Raw genomic sequence first — 25,626 nt, forward strand, 5'->3', positions numbered from 1 at the left:
CTCCCCGGGCGAGGCAGCGCGCAGGCTTGTCCTCCCCATCTTGGGGTTCCATTTTCTCAGTGGACGGCCGTGGCACCGCTGGCAGCCACGAAGGACATGCGAGGTGCTGAAATGGAACGAGAGGAGATGGTGCGCTGGCTCGGCGGAGCGCTCGCCCTGGCGGGGCTGGGCACCAGGGCGCGGAGCCTCCCTCGCCTGCTCTCGCGCTCTCGGAGCCAGCGGGCGGAGCGGGAGGGCATCGTCACGCCGCCGGGCCGTGCCCACCGGACCGCGCGCCGCCTGCTCACGGGGCTCTGCTTCTTCACCGGCGCCACCGCCTCCTGGGGCGGCATCGAGCTGTTCGGCTGGCCCGAAGGCGGCGCGCCGGGGTTCACGGTACCGCTGTCGGTGCTCGAACACGCCCCGTTCCGTGACTTCTTCGTGCCGGGGCTCTTGCTCTTCTCGGGAGTGGGCATCCCCAACCTCGCGGCGGGCGCACTGGCCCTTCGGCGCCACAGGTGGGGCGAAGTCTTCGCGTTGGGGGCGGGGAGCGCGCTCACGGTGTGGATCGTGACGGAGATGGCGATGCTGCGCTCCTTCCACTGGCTGCACGGGCTCTACCTGGCGGTAGGCCTTGGCACCCAGGCCACGGCCCTGTGGCTCTGGCGCCATGAGGCTCGAATGACCAGACCCCCAGGCGTCACAGGGGGACTGTCGTCGGTCCTCATCGGCAGCGGAGAGGGCCTCCTCGACACTTCATGCCGTGAAACGATGAGGTTCCATCGTTTCACGGCTCAAGAGGAGCCGGCCTCAGGCCCCGCGGCGGGTGGGGGCCAGTCCCAGCCTCAGGTAGTGGAAGAAGTGCCCCCACTGGACCTCCCCCCGGTGGTACCAGGCCGTGAGCAGGCCCACCCCCGCCAGCAGACCCAGCCCCACGCCGGTGGCGGTGGTCGCGTCGTGCAGGGCGAAGCGCAGGTAGAACCAGAGACAGGTGAGGTGGCAGAGGTTGTCGAAGGTGATGATGGCGTTGATGCGGGGGGTCTTGTGGGGCGGGGTGTAGAACCGGCTGCTGCGAAGAGCGCCGTGCTGGTAGGCCCTGGCCAGGAACAGGCCGTGGGTGAGGGAATTGAGCAGGACGAAGACGGGAGCACCCACGGTGGCGAAGGCGAAGACAGCCGAGGCGGTCTCCAGGCCCCAGTACAGCGTGGGATTGACGTTGCCGTAGAGCCAGCTCGCGGCGCGGTACAGGGTGTTGGAGAACGGGAAGGGCAGGTGGGTGAAGAGCAGCAGGCACTCGTACGCCACCCAGAACCAGAGCAGCCCCCGCATGCCGAGCACGCTCACGGCGTACCCGGCGGCGCCATGCACCCCCAGGAGCAGGAAGACAAAGGCGGCATCCCACGGCTTGAAGTACGGCAGGCGGCTCTGGCTCGGCATGTTGGTCCTCCCCTTCACCTCCATCCTACTTCCCTCCGAGCCCCCGGGCTCACGGCGTCAGCGCGGTCCAGTCGCTGTTGACCACGGAAATCTGGAGGCCGGGGTAGGTTCCACGTCACGGCCACCCACGGCTTCTCACGCATACCGGCCTCCCCTCGTCCGCTGAAGCAGGAGGCACGTAGAACAGCTTTTCGCGAAATAAAAGATAAAACCGCGTAAGCGGAGTCTTCGGGCAGTGGGCGCTCACGCACCGCAGGCGGGACAGCGGGGGCGGCCCGAGGCCAGGGGGACGCACGTCTCGCACAGCACGTGGAGACGCTCGTCACAGAGGGCGGGCCGCTCGGTGGTGCCCGGGCAGCCCTCGCAGGGCAGCCAGTCGAAGCCATGGGCACCCGCGGGCAGCCGCAGCACCAGCTCGCGCTCTCCCTTGCGCCGCCGCACGCGCACCCGCACGCGGGCCACCGGCGCCGCCACCCACAGCGCCGCCGCCAGCCGGGTGTGGACACGCAGGGTGAAGCGCTCGGCCAGGTCCCTCAGCTTGCTGTCGCGCTCGGCCAGCAGGTGGCGCACCTTGGCCTCCATCGCGTCCGCGTCCACCCGCCGCCGCGGTGCCCGCGCCTCCGCCACCATCGCCGCGTAGTACTCGCTCATGCGCTCACGGTCCCTCGCGTGCCGCCGGGCCGTCGCCTCGCGCACCCCTCGCAGCACCCGCTCCTCCACCTCCGGGGCGTAGCGCGCCAGCCACTGCTCCGCTCCGGGCTCCACGGCGGGCCTGGGCCATGGCGCCAGCGCGCCCTCCGCCTCCACGTCACACGTGGCGAGGAAACCCTCGCCGGGCCGGGCCCCGTCCCGTGGGTACACCCCCAGCACGCCCACGCCCTCGTGCCGCTCGTCCGCCTCGGCCACGTAGGCCAGCCACGCCACCAGGTACGTCGCCTCGCCTCCCGCCGCCTCCAGCACCTCGGCCACGCCGTTGCGGATGACATAGCGCCCGGCCAGGTTGCGCGCGTGGCCCACCCTGGGCGCCGGCTCCCGCACCAGCCGCGCCCCCGCCACGGGCACCTCCCGCCGCGCCTCGCCCACCACCGCCTCCAGCAGCGGTGTCCCCAGGCCGCACGCCACCGTGCCCCCCTCCCCCGCCGCCGACAGCCGCACCTCCTCCGTCAGGCCCAGCTCCCGGGAGAGCTCCGGCGGCAACAGCGCCAGCACCTCGTGGCCTTCCTCCTCCTCCAGCAGCGCCCCCCGCCGCGCCAGGGCCCGCGCCGCGAAGGCGAGAGGATCCGGCACCGCCCGCGTCCGCATCTCCCTCATGCCTCGAAGTCCTTTCCGAAGAGCGCCGCGTCCAGCGCCTGCGTCCGCTCGTACTGCCCGCGCGCCCGGGCCAGCTCCTCCGCGATGGTCTCGAAGGCCCGCGCCACCTCGTCCTCCCCTCGCGACTCGGCGTAGATGGAGAGGATGCGCTCCTCCAAATCCCTCTCGTCGGCCAGGTTGCCCAGCACCATGTCCATCTCCCCCACCACCAGCTCGAAGAGGTGGATGCGCCGGTCCAGCACGTCCAGCACCCGGTCCTCCGCCGTGCCTCGCGCGCACAGGTTGTAGACGCGCACCTCCTGCGTCTGCCCGAAGCGGTGCAGCCGGCCGATGCGCTGCTCGATCACCATGGGGTTCCACGGCAGGTCGAAGTTCACCAGCACGTGGCAGGCCTGGAGGTTGTGCCCCTCGCTGCCCACGTCCGTGGCCAGCAGCACGGGAACGGCCCCGCCGCGGAAGCGCTCGAGGGCCGCGTGCTTGTGGGCCTGGCTCATCCCCCCGTGCACCACCTCGCGGGGCACCCCGGCCTCCTCCAGCACCTGCTCCACGTAGCCGAGCGTCTCGCGGTAGCGGCTGAAGACGAGCACCTGCTCGCGGTGGGCGCGGAGGATGTCCACCAGCGCCCGGGCCTTGGCCGACTCCCGCACCGCTCCGGCGCACCGTCCCAGCCGCTCCAGCTCGCGGGCCAGCGGCGAGGGGAGCACGTCCTCACCGGAGCTCCGGCGCTCGCGCTGCCGCTCCAGGGTGGCGCGCACCGCATGCGGGCTGGAGCCGGCCTCCAGCAGCAGCGTCGAGGCCGACAGCCGGGCCCGGGCCTCGCCCGCGTGGCGGCGCAGGAAGTCCACCACCTCCGCGTAGAGCGCCCGCTCCGCCTCCAGGGGCTCCACCGCCACCGTCGTCACGTAGCGGGGCGGCAGCTTCAGCCCGCACCGGGCCCGGGTGTTGCGGATGAGCACCTCGGACAGCAGGCGCCGCAGCTTCTCGCGGTTGCGCGGCGAGGTGGGGTCCTTCGGGTCCACGTACTGGCGCCGGAAGTCGGCGGGGGTGGCGAGCTGCCCGGGCCGCAGCAGGGTGACGAGGTTGTAGACCTCCTCCAGGTCGTTCTCCACCGGGGTGGCGGTGAGCAGCAGGAGGAAGCGGCTCTTGAGGCCGTCCACCAGCTTCCAGGCCAGGGTGCGCCGGTTCTTCACGTGGTGGGCCTCGTCGACGATGACCAGATCCCACGGCTGCGCCTGGACGAGCGGGGCATGGCGGGCGCCGCGGGCGAGGGCCAGCGAGGCGATGAGCACGCCCTCGCGCCCCCAGAAGGACTCGGGCGGCGTGCCGGGGGGCAGGTCCGTGGAGGCGAGGGCCTCGAGCCCGGCCTTCCCGGCCAGCTCGCCCTTCCACTGGAGGACGAGCGCGGGCGGCACCAGCACCAGCACGCGGCGCACCATGCCCCGGAGCTGGTACTCGCGCAGCACCATGAGGGCCTCCACCGTCTTGCCCAGGCCGACCTCGTCGGCCAGCAGGGCGCGGCCCCGGTGCTGGCGCAGCACGCGCCGGACCGTCTCGAGCTGGTAGGTGTGGGGCTCCACCCCCTGGAGGGAGGAGAAGGCGAGCAGCTCCTCGAACTGCTCGGCGGCCGCGAGCGCATGGGCGCGCAGGGTATGGGCCACGCAGGCCACGGAGTCGCGGGGATGGGTGAGCAGCGGCCCCAGCGCTTGCGGCGCGAGCGGTGCGAAGTCGGTGGGCGCGAGGCCCGTTTCCACAGGGGGGCTGGACATGGTGCCTCCACTTCGGCCAGGACGGACGGCGGCTCTCCTTGCACGATAAGACCCTACTCGGAAAGTTCAACCCGAAAGGTGACGTCCAAGGGCGGGACGCTGGGCAGGCGGGCACGCGATTTCGTGCAGCCGCCAGACCTGGACCTCGTGGAGGAGCCAGGCCCAACGGCCTCCAGCTCCACCGGCCCGAACGAGCGGCCCTCGCGCTCAACGTCTTCAGCGCCGCGAGGCCCTCGCGGGGCGCTTGTCCAGCGGGCGCATCGGCTCCACCAGCCTGGCGAGGGCCTCGACGAAGATCCGCACCTTCGGAGGGAGGTACTGGCGGCTGGGGTAGACGGCGTACACGGGCCGTACGCGCGCCGTCTCCTCGCTGAACAGCACGCGCAAGCGGCCCGCCAGGACCAGGTCGCGGCACACCAGGCCGGGCAGCCGCGCCACGCCGATGCCCGCGGCCACGGCGTCACAGGCGATCTCGAGATCATTCACCACCAGGTGGGGCTCGATGCGCACCGGCGTGCCTCCCACCTCCCACGTCTCGTGGGCGCGGACGCCGATGCACCTCACCTCCCGCAGTGTCCTGGCGGTGGGCATCCCGTGCTTCGCCAACCAGGCCGGGCTGGCCACGTAGTACATGTGTCCCTCGCCGAGCTTGCGCGCGGTGAGGGTCGAATCATCGAGCTCGCCGACGCGAATCGCGAGATCGAACCCCTCCTGGATGAGGTCGACGCGCCGGTCGGCGAGCAGCAGCTCGACGCGCAGCTTCGGGTAGCGCACCAGGGTGTCGGCCAGCACGGGCGCGAGGAACCGCCTGCCGTACAGCACGGGCGCGGACACCCGCAGCAGTCCCACGGGCTCGCCCTGCCGCCGCCGGAGCTCGGCATGGGCTTCCTCGATTTGCACGGCGATGGCGGCGCACCGCTCGGCGTAGGCGGCCCCGGCGTCCGTCGTGCGCAGGCGGCGCGTGGTGCGCTCGAGCAGGCGCACCTCGAGCCGCGCCTCCAGCTTCGCGATGCGCTCGCTCACCGTCTGCTTGGTCACACCGAGCTGGGCGGCCGCGCGCGTGAAGCTGCCCTCGCGCACCACGGCGGCGAACAGGAGCATGTCGGCGGGAGAGACCGGGATTGTCATGGTGTACCTGACAGAGTGTTCGAAAGGGTCCGCATTGTCTGGAGACTACCCTTCAGGCACGTTGGACCCATGAACGAAAAACTCATCGTGGTGGTTGGTGCGGCCGGGAAGCTCGGCCAGCTCATCGTGCGGGCGCTGGCGTCGAAGCCGGACGTGCGGGTCCGTGCCCTCGTGAGGGAGCCCCGGAAGCCGGAGGTGGCCAGCCTGGCCGGTCCGAAGGTGGAGCTGGCCGCCTTCGACGCGGTGGCGGCGAGCGAGGCCGAGCGGGCGCTCGCGGTGCGGGGGGCGTTCGCGGTGGTGTCGGCGCTCCAGGGCGGGCCGGACATCATCATCGATGCGCAGCTGGCGCTGCTGAGGGCCGCCAAGGCCGCCGGGGCCCGGCGCTTCATCCCCTCGGACTACTCGTATGACTTCTTCGCGCTGCCCGCGGGCGTCAACCTCAACTCGGACTGGCGCCGGACGCTCGGCGAGCAGGCCCGCCGCGAGGTGACCGCCTCCTTCGAGGTCGTCCACGTGCTGCAGGGCATCTTCGCGGACAAGGACGTCCTGGGCTTCCTCGGCGCCTTCGACCCGGACAAGGGCGTGGCCCGCTACTGGGGTGATGGGATGACGCCCATCGACTGGACGACGTGGGAGGACACGGCGCGCTTCACGGCCGCGGCGGCGCTCGACGAGCGGGCGGTGCCCGAGAAGCTCTTCGTCTCCGGGGACCGCATGGACCTGCTCACGATGGCGAGGACGTGGGAGGCGGCGCGCGGCCGGAAGGTGACCCTCGAGCGGCTGGGCTCGCTCGAGGACCTCGAGGCGGAGACGAAGCGGCGCCTGGCCGCCGAGCCGCAAAACATGTTCGCGTGGCTGCCGCTCATGTACGCGCACGCCGTGTTCGGAGGGCGGGCGCTGCTGGGGCCCACGCAGAACGCGCGCTACCCCGACATCCAGGCCGAGGCGGTGAAGGACGCCATCGGCCGCGGGGCCATCTGAGCCGCCGCCCGGCTTTTCGGAGGAGGACACCATGAAGACCCTGTATCGGCCCGAGGGTGCGCGGATGCACCGCGCCGACACCTGGAAGACGAGCGCGTACGCGTTCGTGCCCTACGAGACGCACTTTGGCGAGCTGTGCGGCTTCGCCGATGACGTGGTCGCGCCCGGGCGCGGGTTCGGCATGCACTCGCACCGGGACATGGAAATCACCACCCTCATGCGGGAAGGCGCGCAGCGGCACGCCGACACCACGGGGGGCGCGCATGTGCTCGGCCCCCACGCGGTGCAGACCCTGAGCGCGGGGACGGGCCTGAGTCACAGCGAGATGAACGACTCGGAGCACGCGCCGTTCCACAGCTACCAGGTGTGGGTGTACCCGCGGCACAAGGGCACGGCGCCGCGCTACGACACCTTCTCGTACCGGCCCGAGCAGAAGCAGAACCAGTTCCTGCTCGCGCTCTCGCCGGACCGGCGCGAGGGCAGCGCGCTCATCGGGCAGGACGCCTTCTTCTCGGTGGCGGCCTTCGAGGCGGGCAAGCGGGGGCGGTACGCGCTCCGGGCGCCCGGCAACGGGGTGTACGTGCACTGCGCGCGGGGCGAGGTGCTCGTCAGCGGTCTGCGGCTGCGCGAGGGCGACGCCGCCGGCTTCTGGGAGACCGGCGGCGTCGACGTGGAGGCGGCCGCGCTGGCGGAGCTGGTGCTCGTCGAGGTGCCGATGGCACGAGGGGTGCGCGTCTGAGCGGCCTGACGCGCGCGAGCCTCGCCGTGGTGGCTCCCCCCCTCCCGCCCATCCGCTACTGCTGCGGGTAGCGGTCTATCATGGAGCGGATGACGGACTCCGAGCCGAACACCACGTAGCAGCTCTTCTTCAGGGACTGGTAGGCGCCGATCGTGCTCGGCAGGGGCCAGCGGCTGCCGATGAACATGATGCCCTGGGCATCCATGTCCTTCACGTAGAAGCCCGAGTCGTATTGGCCACCCGGGCAGGAGACCCCCACCCCCCAGGTGCGGCTGGCGTTCGAGTAGACGGCGATCGCATGGCCGCTCGCGGCGTAGTAGTCGGCGCTGTAGTTGCTGGGAGGCACGGGCCTGGCCAGCCAGCCCCCGTCCTTCGCGGGGGTGAAAGGCATCCAGTTGCCGCTCGCCTCCCGGTAGTACCAGTAGCCCGCCCCGCCGTTCTGCCCGGCCGTGGAGAACATCCGGCGGTTGAGGTGCAGCTGCGGCGAGATGGGGAAGAGGTACGTATCGTTGTACGCGGCCGGGGCCAGGGCGGTGGCCGTGCCGTTGTAGAGCGTCTGCTCGATTTTCAGCGTGCCGTCATACACGTCCGGCCAGCTCGCCCGGTGGGCGATGTGCAGGTCCAGTACCGGGCCACCCGGCTCATTCACCCGGAAGTCGCTGTCGTAGGAGAGGAAGTCGAGCGTCTGCCAGTCCACGGTGTTGGTGCAGTTGGCCCATAGCCACGGGCGCCCGGTGGACTCCATGCCCCGCGCCGTCTGCAGCAGGCCGCAGCGGTTGCCCAGATCTCCGGAGTAGACCTGGGTCGCATCGTCGACCGCGTTGGCGTTGCCGCTCTCGTTGAACAGGGGCGTCCACCGCGCGCCGCCGCGGTAGAGGTTGTTGATGAAGTTGAAGCCGCTCGTGCCAAGCCCACGCCCATCCTGGTCATTGATGAGCACGGGCTCGGGCAGGCCGTTGATGAGGATGTTGTCCACCATCCCGCCCCGGTACAGGTCCAACCGCACGGTGACGTTGCCGTAGGTGGAGGAGAGCACGTGGTCCGCGCCGGCGGGGATGGAGAGCGTCTTCGGCGAGCCGGGCAGCAACACCCAGGTCCCGGCCTCCGGATCCAAGCCATAGGCATCGACGGTGTGCGTGCCCGGGCTGAGGGCCGCCAACGACGGGCTGGAGAAGCCGTGGTAGCACCCCACCATGCCCCCGGTGCCGCCCGGAAGATCTCCGCGGTACGTGTTGGCGTAGAAGACCTTGTGGGGGTTCTTGTCCACGTGCAGGAGGATCTTCACCGGGCTCTGGACGGAGGTGCACCCCTGGCCCGGAGCGTCCGGGTGATCCGGGTCATACGCCCAGCCGAAAGCGCCCGAGGCCGAGGCGCCATCGAAGGAGCCCATCACGTTGGGGGACGCCAGGGCGGAGGCGCCGCGTCCCAGCCGTGCCTGCCTGGCGGGGACGGGCTCGCTCGGGGCCGGGCCACAACCGGCCCCCACGGCCAGCAACGACATCCATGCCCCCAGCACCCATCGGCTTTTCAATTCTTTCATTTCCACACCTTTCCAAAGAGAGGAGGGCCCGGAAGCAGGCCCCTCGGCCCGGGTAGAGACAGCTCTGGAAAAATGTGACCGCGCGGAAAGTCCAATCAACCCTGGAACCCTGGAACCCCAGGCGCCGGAACGAGTCCTTTGACACCTCTCCGGCGGCGTCTCTCTGTGACGGAGCCATGACGGCGCTGCCCTTCCTCCGCGACCACGGGCGCGTGCGGAGCGGGCAGACGGTCCTCATCAACGGCGCTTCCGGGAGCGTGGGCTCCGCCGCGGTGCAGCTGGCCAGACACTACGGCGCGCATGTCATCGCGGTCTGCAGCACGGGGAATGTCGACAGGGTTCGAGCCCTCGGAGCGGACGAGGTCATCGACTACACGCGGGAGGACTTCACCCGGCGCCGGGGCGCCTACCACGTGGTGTTCGATGCCGTGGGAAAGAGCGCCTTCTCTCGCTGCAAGGAGGCGCTGACGAATGGGGGCATCTACCTCTCCACCGTTCCCACCCTGGGGATGTTCGTGTTCGCGGACATGCTCTGGACGCGCCTCTTCGGCAACAAGAGAGCGGTCCTGGCGCTGACCGGCCTGCAGCCGCCGGGCGAGAAGAAGAAGGACCTGTGCTTTCTCAAGGAGCTCGCCGAGACGGGACGGATCCGCGCGGTCATCGACGGCCGTTATCCCTGGGAGGACAGCGCCCAGACCCACCACCGCGTCGACTCGGACACAAGCAGGGCACCGTGCTCCTCCAGATGGGAGCTTGAGCTTCGGACCTGTGGGTATAGTGGAGCGATGAAAACAGGCGGATGCGCATGTGGCGCCGTGAGGTACGCGCTCACCCTCGAGCTGACCCCTGTCACGTTCTGCCACTGCTCGAAGTGCCGTCGCTGGCATGGACACGTCGGGGCGTACACCGCCGTCGACCGCCCCGGTCTTCAACTCACCGAGCAGCGAGGGCTCAGGTGGTACGCGGCGTCGCCGACCGTGCGGAGAGGCTTCTGCGGCGAGTGTGGCTCGAGCTTGCTCTGGGACGAAGAGGGCGCGCCGAAGATGTCGATCTGCGCGGGGACCCTCGATGCCCCGACCGGGCTGAGGCCGAAGGCCCATATCTACCTGGGGAGCAAAGGCGACTATTACGAAGTACCTGAAGACGGCCTCCTGCGGCGAGAAGAGTTCACTCGCTGAAGCCCATGCTCTCGTGCGCTCTCTTGCCCAAGTCAGTCTTGCTCCAAGGCCGTGAACGTGGACTCCAGCACCCTGCGCACCATCTTCTCGATGAGGGAGGCAATGCCATCTACCTGCTTCGCCACCAGCTCCTGAACGGCTCTCTCTATTCGTGCCTGGCTCCGCACCGTCGCCTCCGCCGTGACCCCCGCGACCCACGCGAACGGTTGCTCCGACTCAACCTTGGAGGAGCCCTCCCGCTCTCGCAGCACCTGATGAGCTGCCAGTAGCGCGTGGCTTGAGTGCTCCTCGAAGGATTGGAACCCTAGAAACCTGCCGAGGAAGGAGCCTTGCACGAGCCTCCAGGTGCTGTGACTGACGAGCAGGATTCCGGGCGCCGCCTGGCGTGCGAGCACCGCAGCCACCTTCGAGGACTCTCCCGGGAGCAGTGTGCCCACTGCCATGCGCTGCGTATGGACACCACCGCCCACCGACAGTCGGGAGAGAGGCAGGTGCGGCAGTATGTGCTGGAGGGTATCGCGCAGGCCCTGGGAGAGTTCGAACCCCGCGCGCACCGCGCGCACCGCGTCATCATCGTGCCCCTGCGTCCAACCGAAGCTCGCGAGCACCTCGCCACTTGTGGAGAGGACCACGCTGCCGCCATGTCGCTCGATGACCTCAAGGCATGCTCCGTGGAAGGCCCGCTCCAACTCGGTCAGCTCTCTGGCATCGAGTAGCGTTTCGCCCTCGACGAGTCCCGAGAGCCGGCAGGACACCAGCGACACCCACCGCCGAGGAGGAGAGCCGGCGGTGGGGCCCGGTCGCCCACGCCCGGTGCCGAAGAGCCGCTCGCGCAGTTCGCTCACACCCTTGAGCAGTTCCCGCGCCGAGGCGAATCGCCGGGCGGGCTCTTTAGCCAGCGCGGTGGCCAACAGCGCCTCCACCTGCCGAGGCAGTTCCGGGTAGCGTAGACACACCGGAGGCACGGGCTCCGGCGACACCACCCGCTCGCGGAGCTCTTTCAGTGTGGCGCCCTGGAAGGGCAACTCGCCGGTGAGCAACTCATACAGCACTACACCCGCAGCCCAGATATCGGTGCGCGCGTCCTGCGCCTCGCCGAGCCACTGCTCTGGTGCCATGTAGGCCGGGGTGCCTCCGGCGGGCTGGAGCGGAGCGCGGGCCGACCCCACAGTCAGATGTGACAAGCCGAAGTCCAGCAGCTTTAACGACCCCTCCCGGGTAACGAAGACATTGCCCGGTTTGAGGTCCCGGTGGACGATGCCCCGCTCGTGAGCATGGGCCAGACCCGTGGTAATGGCCTCGAAGAATGCCAGCGCGCGCCGGAACTCCGGGCGCTCGTGTTCGAGCAACCGAGCGAGCGACCTGCCTGCCAGGCACTCCATGACCAGGAAGGGAATACGGGTCTGCTCGGGTGGGCGGCTCCACTCCGCCATGTCGAAGATGCGGACGATGTTCTCGTGGTCGAGCCGGGCCACGGCACGTGCCTCGGCGAGTACCAACTCCTCAAAGCCAGGACGGGGCAAGAGGAACTTGAGCGCAACCTCGCGTCCCAGGGTTGTGTCGCGCGCGCGGAAGACCTGTCCCATGCCCCCGCATCCCATCGGCTCCAGCAGTTCGAAGCGCCGGCCATCCACCCCCCCGAGCCACTCCCCGGGGAGTGGCAACCGCCACCACTGTTCGCCCTGGAGCAACTCCTTCAAGAAGGAGACATCCGACTCAGAGCACAGGGAGGAGTCCTTCTCTTCTGCATTCTCGCGCATCTGACCTCCCGGGCCTCGTTCACGCACACCCCTCCCTTGCTAAAAGATGAGAGGTCAGTCCCCTGGATGTGTGGGAGCCCGAAGGCGCCGCACGGTACGCAGGCGGCCCTCCGGGGAAGCATGGAAGCTCAAGGTGCAGCGCTACCAATGCGGCCAGCCTCGGCACTGGCGAAGCGCACCGCCATACTCAGAAAGGCCGCCAGGACCTAACAGGTCCTGAATTGCACCAAGTCAGAGGCTGTACGCGCGCTGGTGCGCGGGGGGCGCTGCACACCTCGGTCGCCGCGCTGCCTCCAACCACGCTGGCTCCGCCTTCGTCGTCGCTGTGTTCGTCGTCATCGCGCCGCTCACTCTGCGGCTCCTCGAGCACCATCTCAACCTGGGCTGGAGCGGAGGCTTACGTATCTTCAATCGGTTGCTCCTTGAGTAGGATGGCGGATTCAGTTGATGAGAAGTCCTCAGCGGTGACAATGGGCTGTCACTTCACCTCCAAGCCCAAATGCCTGAATACGGCGCCGAGAGCGTCTTGGGCGATTCCGCTGTGCTGCGTGTCTTCCGGGTAGTCGGACAGGTCGATGCGTCCCGTCCCACAGATCACGTCGTAGGCGATCGTGGCTACGATCGACCAGAAAATCAGGCAATGACTTGGGCTGTGCTCCAACCCGAAATAGATGTGCCGCTTACGGTCGGACCAGAGCGGTGGCTGTACCAAGAAATTGAGTTCGGAATCATTGCTCAGCTCCCGCAGCCAGTCTCTCCCATAGAGGTACTGCACGGAGGGCAGCACGAACAGCGTCGGGTAGCGCTTACGTCCTATGGTGGCTCGGCTCTGCCAGAACGCTTCCACATCCGCCAGCGTGAAGCCCCCGAGCGTCTCGGCCTTGTAGGAGAGAGCGTTGATGGACTTCAGTCGAGGCTGCTCGGAGCGGCCGACAGCCCCTTCAGCGACGGAGAGGCCGGCTCGTTTCAGAAGATCCTCCTGGTATTGGAGGACGACGTCCCAGTCGGCATTCATCGAGATGAAGCTGCACTCCCCGGCTGCCCTGCACAACCGCTCGAATCTCGCTCCCGGGTAGATGTCGGACAAACACCGCGTCAGTTCGCCACCACCCACGAGTTCCGCGAGCGCAGAGTCCAATGCTGGATTCAGAGCCAGATCAACGAGCACGCAGAAGCTGGCCATGCCATCGCTCATGCTCGCCTTGGCGGCGGGACACAGGTCCGTGAAGGAGCGGAGGGCCAGGCCGTATTGGGTCTCAGAGAGGGACTGGATCGTCAGCTGGACGCGTTGCTTGAGCCAGTCGGGATCGTCGATGCTCCGATACAGGCGGTAGTATAGGAACTGGTTAACCGAGGCGAAGCCCTCAAGAAGACACCTGACACTGACCGTCCGGAACAGCAGCTCCCGAATGGCGCACTCCTCTTCAGCCGAAGAGGCTCCGGCAATAGCGCTCCCGAACAGAGCATCGGGGACCGCGCGCGAGCGGGTGCTCCAGAGCAGCGACAGTGCGTGCCGCAACTCCTGGGCGAGCGGCAGGTGCTTCTTCTTGAAGGCACTCGGGTCATCGAACACACGCTGGGTCACCTGCAACGCCCACCACACGCTTCGAAAAGCGGCGAACGCCTCGTCGGTTCGAGCTAGCGGATCATCCACCATGCCATTCTTGTCGACTGGAATGAATGGCAGATCGTCCTTGCCAAAACGTCTATAGATGAGGAAGTGCCAGAGCTGCGGGCTCAGCCGCTTGGCACTCCGGAAAAGCAGATCCGCTTGAAGGCCCCGCAGCGACGAGAGCAAGGCGCCGATGCTCGTTCCGTGGCTCTGGATCCAATGAGCGAGTTCGTGATGGAGGATGGACTGAGCACCGAAGCTCAGCTCGACCTGGCGCCTTCCGCCGCTGCGATCCTCGACCCACTCCTCGAAGCCGGGACCGTTGAGCGTGAAGTATTGAGTGTATGGACTGTACTCACCTTCATCGGACGAGGAGCGCAGGCTTCTCCTGGAGAGAATGGCCGCCCTGGGAACAGTCACTCCGCTTGCTCCTGCTACCGCTTCTTGTCCCGCCGGTTGCGCTTCTCAACCTTGGAACGTCCCTTGGCTAGCTGATTCCGCAGGTAGTTGAAGGCCTGCTCAAGCGCGGTCTTCGCCGCCTGGGAAACTACGGCCGTCACCAGGATCTCGGCGAAGTTGAGATCGCGCAGGGGCTCACGACGCGTCAGAGCCGCGTCTTCGTCCGACTGGACCTCCCAATGTATGCCGAGTTCTGGATGCTCCTTCTGCAACTCAGAGAGGACTGCGACCATCTCGGCTTCGACGCCTCGCAAGGTCCATTCCTCAATGATTTCAGCGTCCTCTTCCATACGGAACTCACCTTTCCAGATTGGCTGCAAAGTAGAGCGTCGGGACTCGTGGAATCGTCAAGGGCTGTCGCTTTATAACGTGCCCACTCCGCAGCCAGCAACCGGGGCGCTGACGCTAGAGCAGAAAGAGGGATGGCTTGGGACACGTTCGGCGAGAAGGAGGCGGGCGCTGAGTTGAAGGCCGTGGCGGATGAAGCGGGCGAGCGCATGGCCGACTTGGGATCGGTGGAGGCAAGCACCGGGTGTTGGCGTACCTGACAGCACCCAATGGAGTGCGCGCCCTTGTGGAGCACCTGTCACTGTCCACGCGACCTGCTCAGCTGGCTGCAGCGCAGGGGCCACCCCAGCACACGTGGTGTTGAGCCTCAAGCAGTCACGCCACCCCAGACGCCCACGCCCCTGCGGCGTCCCCCTGGAGGGGGGCCACCTGGGCCGGCGTGTGCCCAATGGGGCTGCACCGCGTCTGCACCGGCCCGGCGCACATCCCTTGTGGCACCCGTCAACAGCCCCCACGACCCCTCGGCTCCAAGCCCTCTCCCTCAACACGGCCCCCATCCCTCTTATAAGCCTCCGGATTTGGTCCAAATTTGGTCCGACAAGGATCGATTTGGTCCCCTGATGCGAGCCGTGCCTCCTTTTTAGGAGTGTGTTCGACTCGTGGCGGCGGGCAACCTCTCCTGGAAGCAGCGGGAATCTAACCCGCCGCCCCCACGCGAGGCCCCGCGGCTCAGGCGAGGACCTGGCCGCCCGTGACGCCGAGGATCTCCCCGTTCACGTAGCGCGACTCGTCCGAGGCCAGGAACACGTACGAGGGCGCGAGCTCCACCGGCTGCGCGGCCCGGCCCATGGGCGACTGCTGGCCGAACTTCTTCACCTTCTCGGCGTCGAAGGACTGCGGGATGAGCGGCGTCCACACCGGGCCCGGCGCCACGCAGTTGACGCGGATGCCGCGCTCGATGAGCTCCTGCGCCAGGCCCTTGGTGAAGGTGACGATGGCGCCCTTGGTGCACGAGTAGTCGAGGATACCCGGTGACGGCTGGTAGGCCTGGATGGAGGCCGTGTTGATGATGGAGGCCCCCGCCTTCATGTGCGGCAGCGCGTACCGCACCAGGTGGAACATCGCGAGGATGTTGGTGCGGAAGGTGCGCTCGACGCGCTCGGCCGTGAGCGCCTCGAACTTCTCCACCTTCTTGCCCTGCCACGGTGGGGAGGGGGCGGAACCCCGGCAACCGACGGAGGAGGAACCCTCGCCAGGGAGGCGGGCGGGCTCAGGGGCTGACGGTCACGTCCACGTCCCCCGAGTGGAAGAGGCCGCCCTCGCAGCCGGCCACGCCCTCGCAGGTGAGCACCTGCGCCACGGCGGTGCCGCTCAGCCTCAGCAGGTACTGGCCCTCCACCGTCTCGGAGGGGACGGTGAAGCGGGCCGTGTTGCCCTCCTGCCGCACGTCCAGCACGGCCAACGCGCCGCTGTTCTTGTGGATGAGGCTGGCCTTCGCGGGCTCCTGGAGGACATCCGTCTCGGGCAGCCACGCATAGGCGTAGGTCTGTCCGCGCCGCAGGGTGCCCGGCGAGCCGCTCTCGCGCAGGAAGCGCCGCTTGGCCTTGGCATCGCGCAGGACGAGCACCATCGAGTGGCTGTCGTCCTGGAGGATGATGCGGAGGTCCTCGACGGGCTCGCTGTCCCAGCGCTCGGGGTCGAAGTCGAAGGTAGCACGCGGCGGCTCGCATACCTCGCGCCCGCCGACACCGGTGTCGGGCACGCCCCCGGGCTCGAGCTTCATGGGCTGGCCATTGAGCGTGGCGGTGACGCCGTCCGCGAGCCGGACACAGGACAGGCCCTCGGAGAAGATGAGGGTGAAGCGATGCGCGCCCACGGAGGAGTCCCGTTCGAGGGAGTCCACGTCCGTGAGGGTGAACTTCAGGGTGCGGTCCTTCAGGTCCACGAGGGTGGCGGGCTGGGCCACGGTGCGGCCACAGCCGGCGAGCAGCCCCCACGCGGCGAGCGCGCCCACGACGAAACGAAGAGAGGAAGCGGAAGCCATCGCGCCACCCTACCACCGCCCTCGGGAATGGCCCGGTTCACGACGCCATCTCCCGCGCCAGCCGGGCGGACGGGCGAGCCCGCCCTCGGGTGCCCATCACATGCCGCGTCCCGGGCACTCCTTCCTGGAACCGCGAAGGAGACGCACGGCATGTCCGCCATCAACCGCCAGTTCCTCCTGGCGCGCAGGCCCGAGGGCCGGTTGCGCGAGTCCGATTTCGACTACCGCGAGACCCCGGTGCCCGAGCCCGGTCCCGGAGAGGTGCTGACGCGCACCGTCTATCTCTCCATGGATCCGGCCAACCGCGCGTGGATGTTCCCCGACCCCACCTACCGTCCGCCCATCGGCCTGGGCGAGGTGGTGGCCGGGTTCACGCTCAACGAGGTGGTGGACTCGCGGGACACGCGCTTCCGCCCCGGAGACCTCGTCGAGTGCGATGGCGGCTGGCAGGACTACGCCCTGCTCCCAGGGGACGCGCTCTACAAACTGGAGCCGCGGAGGCCCCTGTCCCACTGGATGAGCGTGCTCGGGGTGACGGGGAAGACGGCGTACTTCGGCATGCTGGAGGTCGGGAAGGTGCGCGCCGGGGAGACGGTGCTCGTATCGGCGGCGGCGGGGGCGGTGGGCTCGTTCGCGGGGCAGCTCGCGAAGCTCCACGGGTGCCGCGTCATCGGCATCGCCGGAGGCCCGGAGAAGTGCAGATGGCTCACGGAGGAGCTCGGCTTCGACGCGGCCCTCGACTACCGGTCCGGGGACCTCTCCGAGCGGCTGGCGGCCTGTTGCCCCGAGGGCGTGGACATCTACTTCGATAACGTGGGCGGCGCGGTGTTCCAGGCGGCGCTGTTCCGGATGAAGACCCACGGGCGCATCGTCTGCTGCGGCGCCGTGTCCATCTACGACACCGACACGCCACCCCCGAGGCTGCTCGGCGTTCCGGGACTGCTCACCATCCGCCGCCTGCGCCTGGAGGGCTTCATCGTCATGGACTTCTACGGCCGCCGGAGCCAGGCCGAGCAGGCCCTGGCGGGCTGGGTGGCCGAGGGACGGCTGAAGGTGCGCGAGGACATCATCGACGGGCTGGAGAACGCGCCGCGGGCCTTGATGGGCCTGCTGCACGGGGCCAACATCGGCAAGCGGATGATTCGCGTCGCGCCGGAGCCCTCGGGGAGAGGGTAGGACGCGGCGGCGAGGAGGCAATGTGGCCGGGAGAGTGCTCCATCTGGCGGCGGGAAACCTGTACGGAGGCGTGGAGACCTTCCTGGTGACGCTGGCGAAGTCGCCCCGGCGGCTGGAGCACCGCTTCGCGCTGTTCTTCGAGGGCCGGCTGGCCACGGAGCTGCGGGCCGCGGGCGCCTCGGTGGAGGTGCTCGGCCCGGCGAGGCTGGGACGGCCGTGGACGCTCGTCGGGCCCCAGCTGAGGTTGCGCCGGCTGCTGCGCGCGTGGAGCCCGGACCTGGTAGTGTACCACTCCACGTGGCTGAAGCTCGTCGCGGCCCCGGCGCTGCTCGGCTACCGGCAGGCGCTCTTCGTGCACAGCCGGGTGGACCCGCACCATCCGTTGGACCGGTTGATGGCGCGGTTTCCTCCGGATGCGTTCCTCACCAACTCGGAGTTCACGGCCGGGTCCGTCTCGGCGCTGGTGCCCCGGCCCACGCCGCTCGTCGCCGGCTGTCCCGTCGAGGACCGCACCCCCAAGGAGCCCGGGGTGCGCGAGGCCGTGCGCCGGGAGTTGGGCATCGCCGAGGGAACGGCGGTCATCCTCCAGCTGAGCCGGATGGAGCCGGGCAAGGGGCATGCGCTGTTGCTGGAGGCCCTGGCGAAGCTGAGGCGCGACGCGGCGTGGGAGTGCCTGGTGGTGGGAGGCGCGCAACGTCCGGAGGAGCAGGCCTATGTGGAGCGCCTGCGTGCCCAGGCGGCGCAGGGGAGGCTGACGGACCGGGTGCGCTTCCTCGGCCAGCGCACGGACGTGCCGCGGCTGTTCGCCGGAGCGGACCTGTTCTGCCACCCCAACGTGGTCCCCGAGGGTTTCGGCATCGTCTTCGTCGAGGCGATGTACGCGGGCCTGCCGGTGTTGACCACGGACATGGGCGGGGCGCGGGAGATCGTCGACGAGACGTGTGGAGCCCGGGTGGCGCCCCGGGCGGACGCCATTGCCGAGGTGCTCGCGCGCTGGGTGGCGGACCCCGGAGCCAGGCGGGCCCTGGGACGCGCGGGCCGCCAGCGGGCGGAGAGCCTCTACCTCCCCTCCATCCGGGTGCGCCTGCTGGAGGACACCCTCGAGCGCAGTGCCCGGTGAGCATCGCCTCCAGGCGCGTCTTCACCTCGGGCCACTCGGTATCCGTGATGCCGAAGAGGGCGGTGTCGCGGACCACGCCGCCGCGCACCAGCATGTGGTGCCGGAGGATGCCTTCGAAACGCGCACCGATGCGCTCGATGGCCGTCCGCGAGCGAAGGTTGCTCCGGTCCGTCTTGAGCTGCACCCGCATCACCTTCAGCTCCTCGAAGGCATGGCGCAGCAGCAGGTACTTGCACTCGGTGTTCACCCGCGAGCGCCACACGAGCTTCGCCAACCAGGTGCTGCCAATCTCCAGGGTGCGGTGATTGCGCTGGATGTCCAGGTAGCGCGTGCTACCTACTGGCGAGCCCGTCTCCTTCTCGATGATGACGAAGGCACGTTCCACCCCGCGCTCCGCCACCGCCAGCGTGTCGGCGATGTACGCCTCCACGTCCCCGAGCGTGCGCAGCACCACGTTGAAGTGCTCGAAGATGCCGGGCTCGGCCACCGCGGCCAGCGCGGGTGCATGGCTCATCGCCAGCGGATCCAGACGGACGGTCTGGCCCTCCATCGTCACCGGCGGAACGACGAGTGGCGTGGGCTCACGGTAGAGGATGGGATCGTTCGAGCTCATGTCGGTGGGCGACACGTACACCAAGCTAAATGTCCCCGCCACCGCCAGGAGCGCCAGGCTCGAAGGCCACCGCTCTCCCGCAGCCCCGGGTACACCATGACCGCGGATTCCACTGGCTCATCGACTCCTCCTTTTCCCTGTCGCGTGAGCGTGTACCAATTCCCTCGCCTCAATCTTTCATGACGATGTCAACACGGCTGTTGTTGAAGATGTCTTCGATTTTCGCCTCTCCTCCCTCTTTGACGATGGCGGTGAAGCTCAGTTCCTGGACGCCTTCGGAAATACCACTGCCATCGTCCCTGGATATTGTTACGGCGACAGACTCTCCTGGTGCGTAATTTTCTGTTTCTATATGCAAATTCATATCGACATAAAACCGGGATTGGTCGGTCAGAGGTATTTCCTCTTTGCCGTAAGTCCAATACATCCGGACGATCCGCTTCTTCTCACACTCCTCGCAGAATGGTGTGCCGTCGCGGGCAGCAAGTTGGATGACGTTTGACTGTACTGATGAACCGATAAGGACGGTGGGACATCCCGCCACGAGAACGCCACCGTGAGAGGTTGGATCCCCCAGCCGCGCAGCAGGGCTGCCTCCAATAATAACTGTTGGCTCACCCTGAGAAATTGAATCTGTCGCTCCCGGGCCAACGCACAACAGGGAGTCTCCCACCCTTGCGGCAGGTTGGTAGCCGATAAAAACGGTCGCCTCACCTGACGTCGTGGGGCCTCCCACGTGAGGGACTGGACCTGGATTTACTTTCGGGCAAACGTGCTGGTCTGTGATACGTGCGGCAGGAGGCATCGCGTATTTTCCCCGTCAAGCATGGCTGACAGACGTCTGAGAGACACTGAATGTAGCAGAGAGGTGCGCGTTCACGCGATTGTTTCGCCAGCAGGCCAAACGGGGCGGAAGGCGCGCCTTCACGCACAGCTTGACCACCCCGCACTCCAGTGCGATATTTGCGTCCACGACGCAACAACAAAGGAGCTGGCATGCCCTGGGCATGAATCGTGGTGGGGATGCCACTGACAGTGGCGGCCGGGTGCTGACCGAATGTCCTTTCACGTATATCGATGGCAAGGCGGGCGCGCGGGTGGGGGCTACGCCACCAGCGCCCGGCGATCATCGTCTCGGGTGCTGCCACGCTCCTCGTCGATCTGAACCCGCATGTGTTGACCGAGAACCATCCGCCCGGTAACACGGTGACGGTGCGGGTCGAGGTCGCCGACGACAGCCCGCTCGCCGGAGCCAGATGCTCGAACTCAGCGCGGTCGTCGGCGAGGATGGCGAGGATGGCGAGGATGGCGAGGCGGTCATCGAGAACAAATTGCGCGACAAGGGCACGGTCAACATCCTGGCCGGCCATATCTGAGAAGGAGGAACAATGACGGGCATTGTCGCAAGCGCAGGCGGCACGTCGTCCAAGCCAGTAGTGGTCCATCGGCCGTCGTGGAAGGACATGAAGGCCAGTTACCCGCCGGACGGGCAGGACAGGTATGTCTTCTATCCGAAGATCTCCAAGGCGCTGGCCAAGGACGCGGACGAGCCGGCGTACGCCAATACCTGCGCGCTGCGCATGAGCTACGCGCTCAACCACAGCGGTGTGAAGTTGAAGCCCGCGCCATCGAAGGGGGGCAACCTCAAGGGCGATGACAAGCTCAACTACTGGCTGCGGGTCAAGGATCTGGCGGCCGAGTTGAACCGCCTGTTCAAGGCGCCGGACCTGACTCTGACCTATCCCACGCCGATGCCGAAGCCGGGTGGCACGGCGCGTACCGCCGAGACGTACGTCCAGCAGCATCCCACGGAATACCTAGCACGGCAGAAGCTGGCGCAGGACACGCTGCTGTCCAAGATCAGCAACAAGAACGGCATCGTGGTGTTCAATGTGACGGGATGGTCCGATGCCACCGGACATTTCACGCTGTGGGAAGGCGCCACGCAGAACCTGCTGTACGTCGGTGCCAATACCGCAGAGAAGAATCCAACCAGCCCGGAGTACTACTTCTGGTTGGTGAAGCCGTCCGACGATGGCAAAAAGCTGGTCGAAACCACGTCCGTCTCGTTCTGGGAGTTGAAATGAACGCACGTCTTCTCGCGCTGGTGATGCTGGCCACGCTGGTCGTTGGTGCCACGGTGAGCGGCGCGGCCGGCAATCGCGCGCCAGATCCGGAAGCGCTCAAGGCCTATGCGCTGAAGCTCTGCCTGGACAGCAATTACGCCAAGGTGGGCACGCTCGGCCCGGGGGCCGAGAAAGACCGCTCCTACCTGCTGCTGCAGTACGCGCTGGACAATTCGCGGCCCAAGGCACGGCAGCGCCTGGAGAGCTTCGTGAAGACCACTACCGCCGACTACTACCTGGCGGAAGTGCCGATGAAGGACGAGGGTAACGTCGGTCCGTTCAACAAGATCTTCGCACAGTGCATGGACTTCTATCATTCGCCGGCACTGAAGAAGTTCCTCGCGCGCGATCGGTGAGGCGGTGATGCGCAGTCGCTCTGTTGCGTTCCTCAAGGACAAGTGGACGCTCATCATCAACAAGGACGTCGGTCAGTGGGGCGCCTACAAGTACAACAAGGACAATGACATCCGCGCGTGGACATGAAGGTGACGAAGAGCACGGAAACCGCCCAGGCCCTCACCATCGCCTTGGATGAGAAGGCATCCACGCTGAACATCTCGTGGGAGAACACGCAGGTCTCCGTGCCCTTACGCTTGGCCGGGAAGGGCTGAGCACGCCGTCACCGGAGTGTTCATCTTCGAGCAAAACCTCCCAGGCCCCCCTGCGCACAAGCTCACGGCAAGAAAAGCTGGGCCGAGACGACGCATCAGGAGGCCCTGACGGCGGCTACACCGAAGGGAGACGGACCAAGACACCGTCCCCGCCTCTCCCTTCACTCCTGGTGGGCAACACCTCATCGAGCTTGTCGTGGAAACAAAGGAGCGCGACGTGCTGAAAATTTCCCGCCAGCAAAGACTAGCCTTGCTCAAGCCCGACGAAGCCTTCGTCGAGTGGTACACCGAAAGCTTCATGCCGGATAACCTCCCGCATTTCTACCACGACATCGAAAACGCCATGCTGCGCCGGATGGTCTTGAACGGACGCCGCGTCGCGGTATCCAAGGGATTCACCGACCCCTCGACCCAAGCGCACTTCATCACCTTCATGTGGACCGTTGGTGCGGACTTTTTCGAGTTCCCGGTCTTCGCCGCCATCGTCAATCATCCCAAGCTCTCGCCTACGGAAAAAATTGACCGCCTCTACAAAGTGGATGGAGCCGTGGCGTCCGAGGTCATCCTCAAGGCCGATGATCGCGCCTGGTTTCGCGTGCCGGGGCAAACCAGCGGAGGTGAGTAAGTGGGAAAGGTCTACCAGGAGCTGGGGCAGAAACACGCCGCTGACAAGGTCCGCCAAGCCGAGGCAGAGCTCGGCAAACTCGACGCCGCCTACGCCGAGCTGGCTGCGGATGCGGCCCTCACCGCCGGCAGCTTTGCCCCGCCTCCTTTTGGCACGGCGGCCGATATCGCCAGTCTGGCCAAGTCCGTCGCCAAAGGAGATGTGGGCGGGGCGCTCCTCGATATCGTCGGCTTCATCCCCGTCGTGGACATCGTGGCCAAGGGCGGCATTCGCGGCACCAAGATTGCGGCCAAGATGGACGATGTTGCCCAAGCCATCAGTGCCGCCAAGACCGCCCTCGCCCGCCAGAAATCACTCCTGGCCGCCAAGACCATGAGCCACCTCGATGAGGCGCTCAAGGCCACAGGCGACCTCTACAACATTCGCAAAGCCGCAGCCCGGCAGTATTGGGACAAGGTCGTCGCGGCCAACCGTAAAAAGGTGGATGACGAACTCGCGAAATGCGCCGTCAAGAAATGCCCCAAGAAAAAGGTGGATGCACTCAATGCACGGAAGGGCGAGGCGAATCCTGGCCGCCTGCCCTCCTCCGACAAGGGCAAGTGGGTGGATCCCAAGACGGGGAAGCCGGTCCCGCCCGGCACGGGAAACTACGTTCCCGATCCGGAAAAGAACCCGTCCCTCCACGCCGCACTCAAGAAGTACGGCAAGGAAAACGAAGGTATTCCTTTCAAGGATGGCCATCCGGACTTCACCAGCTTCGCCCAGAAAGGGCCGGATGGTAAACCCGTGCGGGTGGAGATAGATATGAAGGGGAACGATACAGACTTCAGCAGCGCCCGCGCGGCCGCCCAGAAGAAGTACGGTGCATGGGACAAGGGCAAGAACGAAAAGAACGTCACCTGGCATCATGAGCCAGATGGCGTCACCATGACGCTGATTGATCGAGACATCCACACCGCCATGCGCAAGGCCGATGGCACCGCCAACTCAGGCACCCCGCACGTCGGCGGCGATTCCATGTGGGGCAATCCCGAATTCTAGACACGAAGCCGAGCCATGCCATGAGCCTCAAAAAATATTCAGATGCCAGCTATCTCGATCCCGCGAACGACAAAGACATCCTCGAACTCGAGCAAGCGCTCGACGTCGTGCTCCCGATGGAACTGCGCGCCTTCCTCAAGCAGAGCGATGGCGCTGCTTTTGGTGAAGAGACGCATCGCTTCCGTGTGAAGCGAAAAGACAAGTTCCTGCAGCCACGGCTGGAATGGATCTTCGCGCACGATGAAATGCGCTCCCAAACCAAGATCTTCTGGGATTCGAGCATCTACGACGAAAAGAGCCGTCCTACCCTGCCGCGCGGCATCATCGTCATCGGCTCGGCCGTGGATGAGATAGACGAGGCACGCATCTTTTGCGATCTACGCGACAAGGCACCGCGCCCCGGAGGTATCTACTACCGGCATCTTTCGTTTGATCCCTATGCTGCTGGCGGCGACAACACTGCGGGCCTCGAGCTCATCGCCCCCACCTTCGAGACCTTCCTCAACTCCCTGCAGAAGCGGCAATAGCGCGTGAGCTCGCCGGGGGATGAAGATCTGGAAAGCCAGCAGGGAGTTCAGGGCCCTCGTACCCCGCTGGCCAACGTCTGGCCCAGCTTCATGGAAGCTTGGCCGCCCACGCTCCATGGGCTCTCCTTTCGCTCGGTGCAAATCCCCTTGGCCGAGCCGGATCTTCTCGCCCTCATTTCCCAGACTCCCGAGGCACGTCCTCCCCTCGAATTGGATGGCCGGCTCACCTTCTCCGGCGAGTTCCGCTCCGCGCTCGCCACCGCCCTCCGCGAGTTTCCCGCTGGCGTCTTCCTCCGTACGGGTAGCGCCAGCTTCAAGAGCGACGAATTCCTACTGCGGCCGATCTTCAAAGCGGAGTTGGCGCTCAAGCGCCTCATGCTCCCCCATCCTCGCGTCGCTCGACTCGCCAGCCTCTGCCTTCACCATCACCGGCCCGTCTCACTTTTTGTCCGGGAATGGCGCGACATCCCACCGCAAAGCGAGTTTCGGCTCTTCTTTTACGGCCGGCGACTCGTGGCGGCTTCCCAATACCACTACCGCGACCTCTTTCCTGAAATAGCGCCCGCTGCCTCGCGACTTGCTGCCGCGCTGAGCGCTGCCTCTGCCCGTATTGCCGCGGCCCTGCCGATGGCACAGCTGGTCGTGGATGTCGCGGTCACGCCTAGCCCTGCAAGTCAGGAGGTCGTCGTCATCGAAACAAATCCCTTTGGCGCCGCCACGCACGCCGGCCTCTTCACCTGGAGCGAGATCGGCCGGGGTGACCCGGCGTTCCGCTACCTAGCGCATTCATCCTCCGGCGAGCGCATCGAAAGCATCCCCCTCTAGAACACAAACCCGGAAACCGTTCGCGAGCCGAGCATGATTGAAGAGGCGCCAGGCAAGGCTGCCCACCGGCGCGCAGCATCACGTTGAACGACTCGAAGATGTCGGGCTCGGTCACTGCGGCCAGTGCGGGTGCATGGCCCATCGCCAGCGGCTCCAGACGGAGGTGTCCCCGCCAACGACAGGAGGGCTAAGCTCAAGGGCCATCGCTCTCCTGTGACTCCGGGTGCACCATGACCGCAGATTCCACTGGATCCTCGACTCCCCCCACCGTCCTGCGCAACGAGCGCTTCCTCAACCTACCGGAGCTGACGGGAGTGCTCGCCGGACAGACTTCGCTCGGCGTGGGCTCCAAGGGGCCGGGCGTGTGCGCCGTGCAGCAGGCGCTCGCCGACATGGGCTTCAGCGTGCCCGGAGGCGTGGATGGCTCCTTCGGCTCGCAGTCGACCAAGGCCGTGCGCAACTTCCAGGTGCATGCCCGCCCGGCCTTCCCGGCGATATTGGCCACCGGCAAGGTGGACGCCGCCACCCTGCGCGCCCTCGATGCGCTCGCCCCGCCCCCGGGACAGCGTGGACAGAGCCAGCACCTGCCCATCCCCCGCTACAAGGGCACGCCGTAAGCCTCCGATCCAGCCCAGGTAGTAGAGGTGCGCGAGGGGCCGCAAAGTGCGCGGCGCGATGACGACGAACACAGCGACGACGAAGACGGAGCCGGCGTGGTTGGAAGCAGCGCGGCGGCCGAG

24 protein-coding genes and 3 pseudogenes are annotated in these 25,626 nt (G+C 67.2%); 13 read left to right on the top strand and 14 right to left on the bottom strand.

Annotation, left to right across the window (positions count from 1 at the left end; translation table 11 throughout):
* Window positions 1-56: 56 nt before the first annotated feature.
* From AC16DP_RS31220 to AC16DP_RS31240, 5 genes are all read right to left on the bottom strand, one after another.
* Window positions 57-455 (bottom strand): hypothetical protein, encoded by a 399-nt coding sequence (locus AC16DP_RS31220; protein ID WP_329733560.1) that lies wholly within the window; start codon window positions 453-455, stop codon window positions 57-59.
* A gap of 334 nt (window positions 456-789) precedes the next feature.
* Window positions 790-1,416 (bottom strand): hypothetical protein, encoded by a 627-nt coding sequence (locus tag AC16DP_RS31225; RefSeq protein WP_329733561.1) that lies wholly within the window; start codon window positions 1,414-1,416, stop codon window positions 790-792.
* Between the two features lie 243 nt (window positions 1,417-1,659).
* A complete protein-coding gene (locus tag AC16DP_RS31230; protein WP_329733562.1) occupies window positions 1,660-2,727 on the bottom strand; it encodes an RING finger protein in 1,068 nt (355 codons plus the stop codon).
* Entirely contained in the window at window positions 2,724-4,493 is a 1,770-nt protein-coding gene (locus AC16DP_RS31235; RefSeq protein WP_329733563.1) for a DEAD/DEAH box helicase, read from the bottom strand. The genes AC16DP_RS31230 and AC16DP_RS31235 overlap by 4 nt, the downstream gene beginning before the upstream one ends.
* 216 nt (window positions 4,494-4,709) lie before the next feature.
* Window positions 4,710-5,621 (bottom strand): LysR family transcriptional regulator, encoded by a 912-nt coding sequence (locus tag AC16DP_RS31240; RefSeq protein WP_329733564.1) that lies wholly within the window; start codon window positions 5,619-5,621, stop codon window positions 4,710-4,712.
* Window positions 5,622-5,690: 69 nt separating this feature from the next.
* Between AC16DP_RS31240 and AC16DP_RS31245 the strand changes: the two genes are divergently transcribed.
* Window positions 5,691-6,602 carry an NmrA family NAD(P)-binding protein gene (locus AC16DP_RS31245; protein WP_329733565.1) on the top strand — a complete coding sequence of 304 codons (912 nt, stop codon included), beginning with the start codon at window positions 5,691-5,693 and terminating at the stop codon, window positions 6,600-6,602.
* Window positions 6,603-6,633: 31 nt separating this feature from the next.
* Window positions 6,634-7,341, top strand: coding sequence for a pirin family protein (locus AC16DP_RS31250; protein WP_329733566.1), 708 nt, complete (start codon window positions 6,634-6,636; stop codon window positions 7,339-7,341).
* Window positions 7,342-7,396: 55 nt separating this feature from the next.
* Here AC16DP_RS31250 and AC16DP_RS31255 read toward each other — a convergent pair whose 3' ends face one another.
* A complete protein-coding gene (locus AC16DP_RS31255) occupies window positions 7,397-8,881 on the bottom strand; it encodes a hypothetical protein (protein WP_329733567.1) in 1,485 nt (494 codons plus the stop codon).
* A gap of 176 nt (window positions 8,882-9,057) precedes the next feature.
* Between AC16DP_RS31255 and AC16DP_RS31260 the strand changes: the two genes are divergently transcribed.
* On the top strand, window positions 9,058-10,059 hold the full coding sequence (locus tag AC16DP_RS31260) for a GFA family protein (protein ID WP_329733568.1): 1,002 nt from the start codon (window positions 9,058-9,060) through the stop codon (window positions 10,057-10,059).
* A 32-nt stretch (window positions 10,060-10,091) separates the two neighbouring features.
* On the opposite strand, the gene AC16DP_RS31265 is transcribed toward AC16DP_RS31260, so the two are convergent.
* The 5 genes and pseudogenes from AC16DP_RS31265 to AC16DP_RS31285 form a co-directional block, all read right to left on the bottom strand.
* The gene (locus tag AC16DP_RS31265) at window positions 10,092-11,819 is read right to left on the bottom strand and encodes a protein kinase domain-containing protein (protein ID WP_329733569.1); all 1,728 of its coding nucleotides are present in this window, start codon (window positions 11,817-11,819) and stop codon (window positions 10,092-10,094) included.
* Window positions 11,820-12,297: 478 nt separating this feature from the next.
* Window positions 12,298-13,851, bottom strand: a complete 1,554-nt coding sequence (locus AC16DP_RS31270) for a hypothetical protein (protein ID WP_329733570.1) — start codon at window positions 13,849-13,851, stop codon at window positions 12,298-12,300.
* A 14-nt stretch (window positions 13,852-13,865) separates the two neighbouring features.
* Complete coding sequence (locus AC16DP_RS31275; RefSeq protein WP_329733571.1) at window positions 13,866-14,180, bottom strand: hypothetical protein; 315 nt, start codon at window positions 14,178-14,180, stop codon at window positions 13,866-13,868.
* A gap of 727 nt (window positions 14,181-14,907) precedes the next feature.
* Window positions 14,908-15,381 (bottom strand): annotated as a pseudogene (locus AC16DP_RS31280) (SDR family oxidoreductase); the annotation flags it as partial.
* A gap of 67 nt (window positions 15,382-15,448) precedes the next feature.
* Window positions 15,449-16,222, bottom strand: coding sequence for a hypothetical protein (locus tag AC16DP_RS31285; RefSeq protein ID WP_329733572.1), 774 nt, complete (start codon window positions 16,220-16,222; stop codon window positions 15,449-15,451).
* Window positions 16,223-16,372: 150 nt separating this feature from the next.
* Here AC16DP_RS31285 and AC16DP_RS31290 point away from each other — a divergent pair, with 150 nt between their 5' ends.
* A complete protein-coding gene (locus tag AC16DP_RS31290) occupies window positions 16,373-17,398 on the top strand; it encodes an NADP-dependent oxidoreductase (protein WP_329733573.1) in 1,026 nt (341 codons plus the stop codon).
* A gap of 22 nt (window positions 17,399-17,420) precedes the next feature.
* Window positions 17,421-18,518 (top strand): glycosyltransferase family 4 protein, encoded by a 1,098-nt coding sequence (locus AC16DP_RS31295; protein ID WP_329733574.1) that lies wholly within the window; start codon window positions 17,421-17,423, stop codon window positions 18,516-18,518.
* A gap of 178 nt (window positions 18,519-18,696) precedes the next feature.
* Here the strand turns inward: AC16DP_RS31295 and AC16DP_RS31300 are convergent.
* The 3 genes and pseudogenes from AC16DP_RS31300 to AC16DP_RS31310 form a co-directional block, all read right to left on the bottom strand.
* A pseudogene (locus AC16DP_RS31300) lies at window positions 18,697-19,131 on the bottom strand (GNAT family N-acetyltransferase); the annotation flags it as partial.
* Window positions 19,132-19,300: 169 nt separating this feature from the next.
* On the bottom strand, window positions 19,301-19,675 hold the full coding sequence (locus AC16DP_RS31305; RefSeq protein ID WP_329733583.1) for a hypothetical protein: 375 nt from the start codon (window positions 19,673-19,675) through the stop codon (window positions 19,301-19,303).
* Window positions 19,676-19,681: 6 nt separating this feature from the next.
* Window positions 19,682-19,936, bottom strand: a pseudogene (locus AC16DP_RS31310) (PAAR domain-containing protein); the annotation flags it as partial.
* 583 nt (window positions 19,937-20,519) lie between these two features.
* Between AC16DP_RS31310 and AC16DP_RS31315 the strand changes: the two are divergent.
* The 8 genes from AC16DP_RS31315 to AC16DP_RS31350 all read left to right on the top strand — a co-directional run bounded on the left by AC16DP_RS31315 (window position 20,520) and on the right by AC16DP_RS31350 (window position 25,503).
* Window positions 20,520-21,218, top strand: coding sequence for a type VI secretion system amidase effector protein Tae4 (locus AC16DP_RS31315; RefSeq protein ID WP_329733575.1), 699 nt, complete (start codon window positions 20,520-20,522; stop codon window positions 21,216-21,218).
* Window positions 21,215-21,613 carry a hypothetical protein gene (locus tag AC16DP_RS31320; protein WP_329733576.1) on the top strand — a complete coding sequence of 133 codons (399 nt, stop codon included), beginning with the start codon at window positions 21,215-21,217 and terminating at the stop codon, window positions 21,611-21,613. The genes AC16DP_RS31315 and AC16DP_RS31320 overlap by 4 nt, the downstream gene beginning before the upstream one ends.
* A gap of 129 nt (window positions 21,614-21,742) precedes the next feature.
* Window positions 21,743-21,868, top strand: coding sequence for a hypothetical protein (locus tag AC16DP_RS31325; protein ID WP_329733577.1), 126 nt, complete (start codon window positions 21,743-21,745; stop codon window positions 21,866-21,868).
* Between the two features lie 196 nt (window positions 21,869-22,064).
* Complete coding sequence (locus tag AC16DP_RS31330) at window positions 22,065-22,493, top strand: hypothetical protein (RefSeq protein ID WP_329733578.1); 429 nt, start codon at window positions 22,065-22,067, stop codon at window positions 22,491-22,493.
* Window positions 22,494-23,534: an HNH endonuclease gene (locus AC16DP_RS31335; RefSeq protein ID WP_329733579.1), complete on the top strand. Its 1,041-nt coding sequence runs from the start codon at window positions 22,494-22,496 to the stop codon at window positions 23,532-23,534.
* A 20-nt stretch (window positions 23,535-23,554) separates the two neighbouring features.
* Window positions 23,555-24,061: an SMI1/KNR4 family protein gene (locus AC16DP_RS31340; protein WP_329733580.1), complete on the top strand. Its 507-nt coding sequence runs from the start codon at window positions 23,555-23,557 to the stop codon at window positions 24,059-24,061.
* A 3-nt stretch (window positions 24,062-24,064) separates the two neighbouring features.
* Entirely contained in the window at window positions 24,065-24,886 is an 822-nt protein-coding gene (locus AC16DP_RS31345; protein ID WP_329733581.1) for an ATP-grasp domain-containing protein, read from the top strand.
* Window positions 24,887-25,116: 230 nt separating this feature from the next.
* Window positions 25,117-25,503, top strand: coding sequence for a peptidoglycan-binding domain-containing protein (locus AC16DP_RS31350; RefSeq protein ID WP_329733582.1), 387 nt, complete (start codon window positions 25,117-25,119; stop codon window positions 25,501-25,503).
* Window positions 25,504-25,626 lie beyond the last annotated feature (123 nt).

Source organism: Archangium sp., assembly GCF_057119385.1.

Coding starts and splice junctions, on each gene's coding strand:
- AC16DP_RS31220 (WP_329733560.1), bottom strand. CDS start 455: ATGCCCACTCCCGAGAAGAGCAAGAGCCCCGGCACGAAGAAGTCACGG.
- AC16DP_RS31225 (WP_329733561.1), bottom strand. CDS start 1,416: ATGCCGAGCCAGAGCCGCCTGCCGTACTTCAAGCCGTGGGATGCCGCC.
- AC16DP_RS31230 (WP_329733562.1), bottom strand. CDS start 2,727: ATGAGGGAGATGCGGACGCGGGCGGTGCCGGATCCTCTCGCCTTCGCG.
- AC16DP_RS31235 (WP_329733563.1), bottom strand. CDS start 4,493: ATGTCCAGCCCCCCTGTGGAAACGGGCCTCGCGCCCACCGACTTCGCA.
- AC16DP_RS31240 (WP_329733564.1), bottom strand. CDS start 5,621: ATGACAATCCCGGTCTCTCCCGCCGACATGCTCCTGTTCGCCGCCGTG.
- AC16DP_RS31245 (WP_329733565.1), top strand. CDS start 5,691: ATGAACGAAAAACTCATCGTGGTGGTTGGTGCGGCCGGGAAGCTCGGC.
- AC16DP_RS31250 (WP_329733566.1), top strand. CDS start 6,634: ATGAAGACCCTGTATCGGCCCGAGGGTGCGCGGATGCACCGCGCCGAC.
- AC16DP_RS31255 (WP_329733567.1), bottom strand. CDS start 8,881: ATGAAAGAATTGAAAAGCCGATGGGTGCTGGGGGCATGGATGTCGTTG.
- AC16DP_RS31260 (WP_329733568.1), top strand. CDS start 9,058: ATGACGGCGCTGCCCTTCCTCCGCGACCACGGGCGCGTGCGGAGCGGG.
- AC16DP_RS31265 (WP_329733569.1), bottom strand. CDS start 11,819: ATGCGCGAGAATGCAGAAGAGAAGGACTCCTCCCTGTGCTCTGAGTCG.
- AC16DP_RS31275 (WP_329733571.1), bottom strand. CDS start 14,180: ATGGAAGAGGACGCTGAAATCATTGAGGAATGGACCTTGCGAGGCGTC.
- AC16DP_RS31285 (WP_329733572.1), bottom strand. CDS start 16,222: ATGGCTTCCGCTTCCTCTCTTCGTTTCGTCGTGGGCGCGCTCGCCGCG.
- AC16DP_RS31290 (WP_329733573.1), top strand. CDS start 16,373: ATGTCCGCCATCAACCGCCAGTTCCTCCTGGCGCGCAGGCCCGAGGGC.
- AC16DP_RS31315 (WP_329733575.1), top strand. CDS start 20,520: ATGACGGGCATTGTCGCAAGCGCAGGCGGCACGTCGTCCAAGCCAGTA.
- AC16DP_RS31320 (WP_329733576.1), top strand. CDS start 21,215: ATGAACGCACGTCTTCTCGCGCTGGTGATGCTGGCCACGCTGGTCGTT.
- AC16DP_RS31340 (WP_329733580.1), top strand. CDS start 23,555: ATGAGCCTCAAAAAATATTCAGATGCCAGCTATCTCGATCCCGCGAAC.
- AC16DP_RS31350 (WP_329733582.1), top strand. CDS start 25,117: ATGACCGCAGATTCCACTGGATCCTCGACTCCCCCCACCGTCCTGCGC.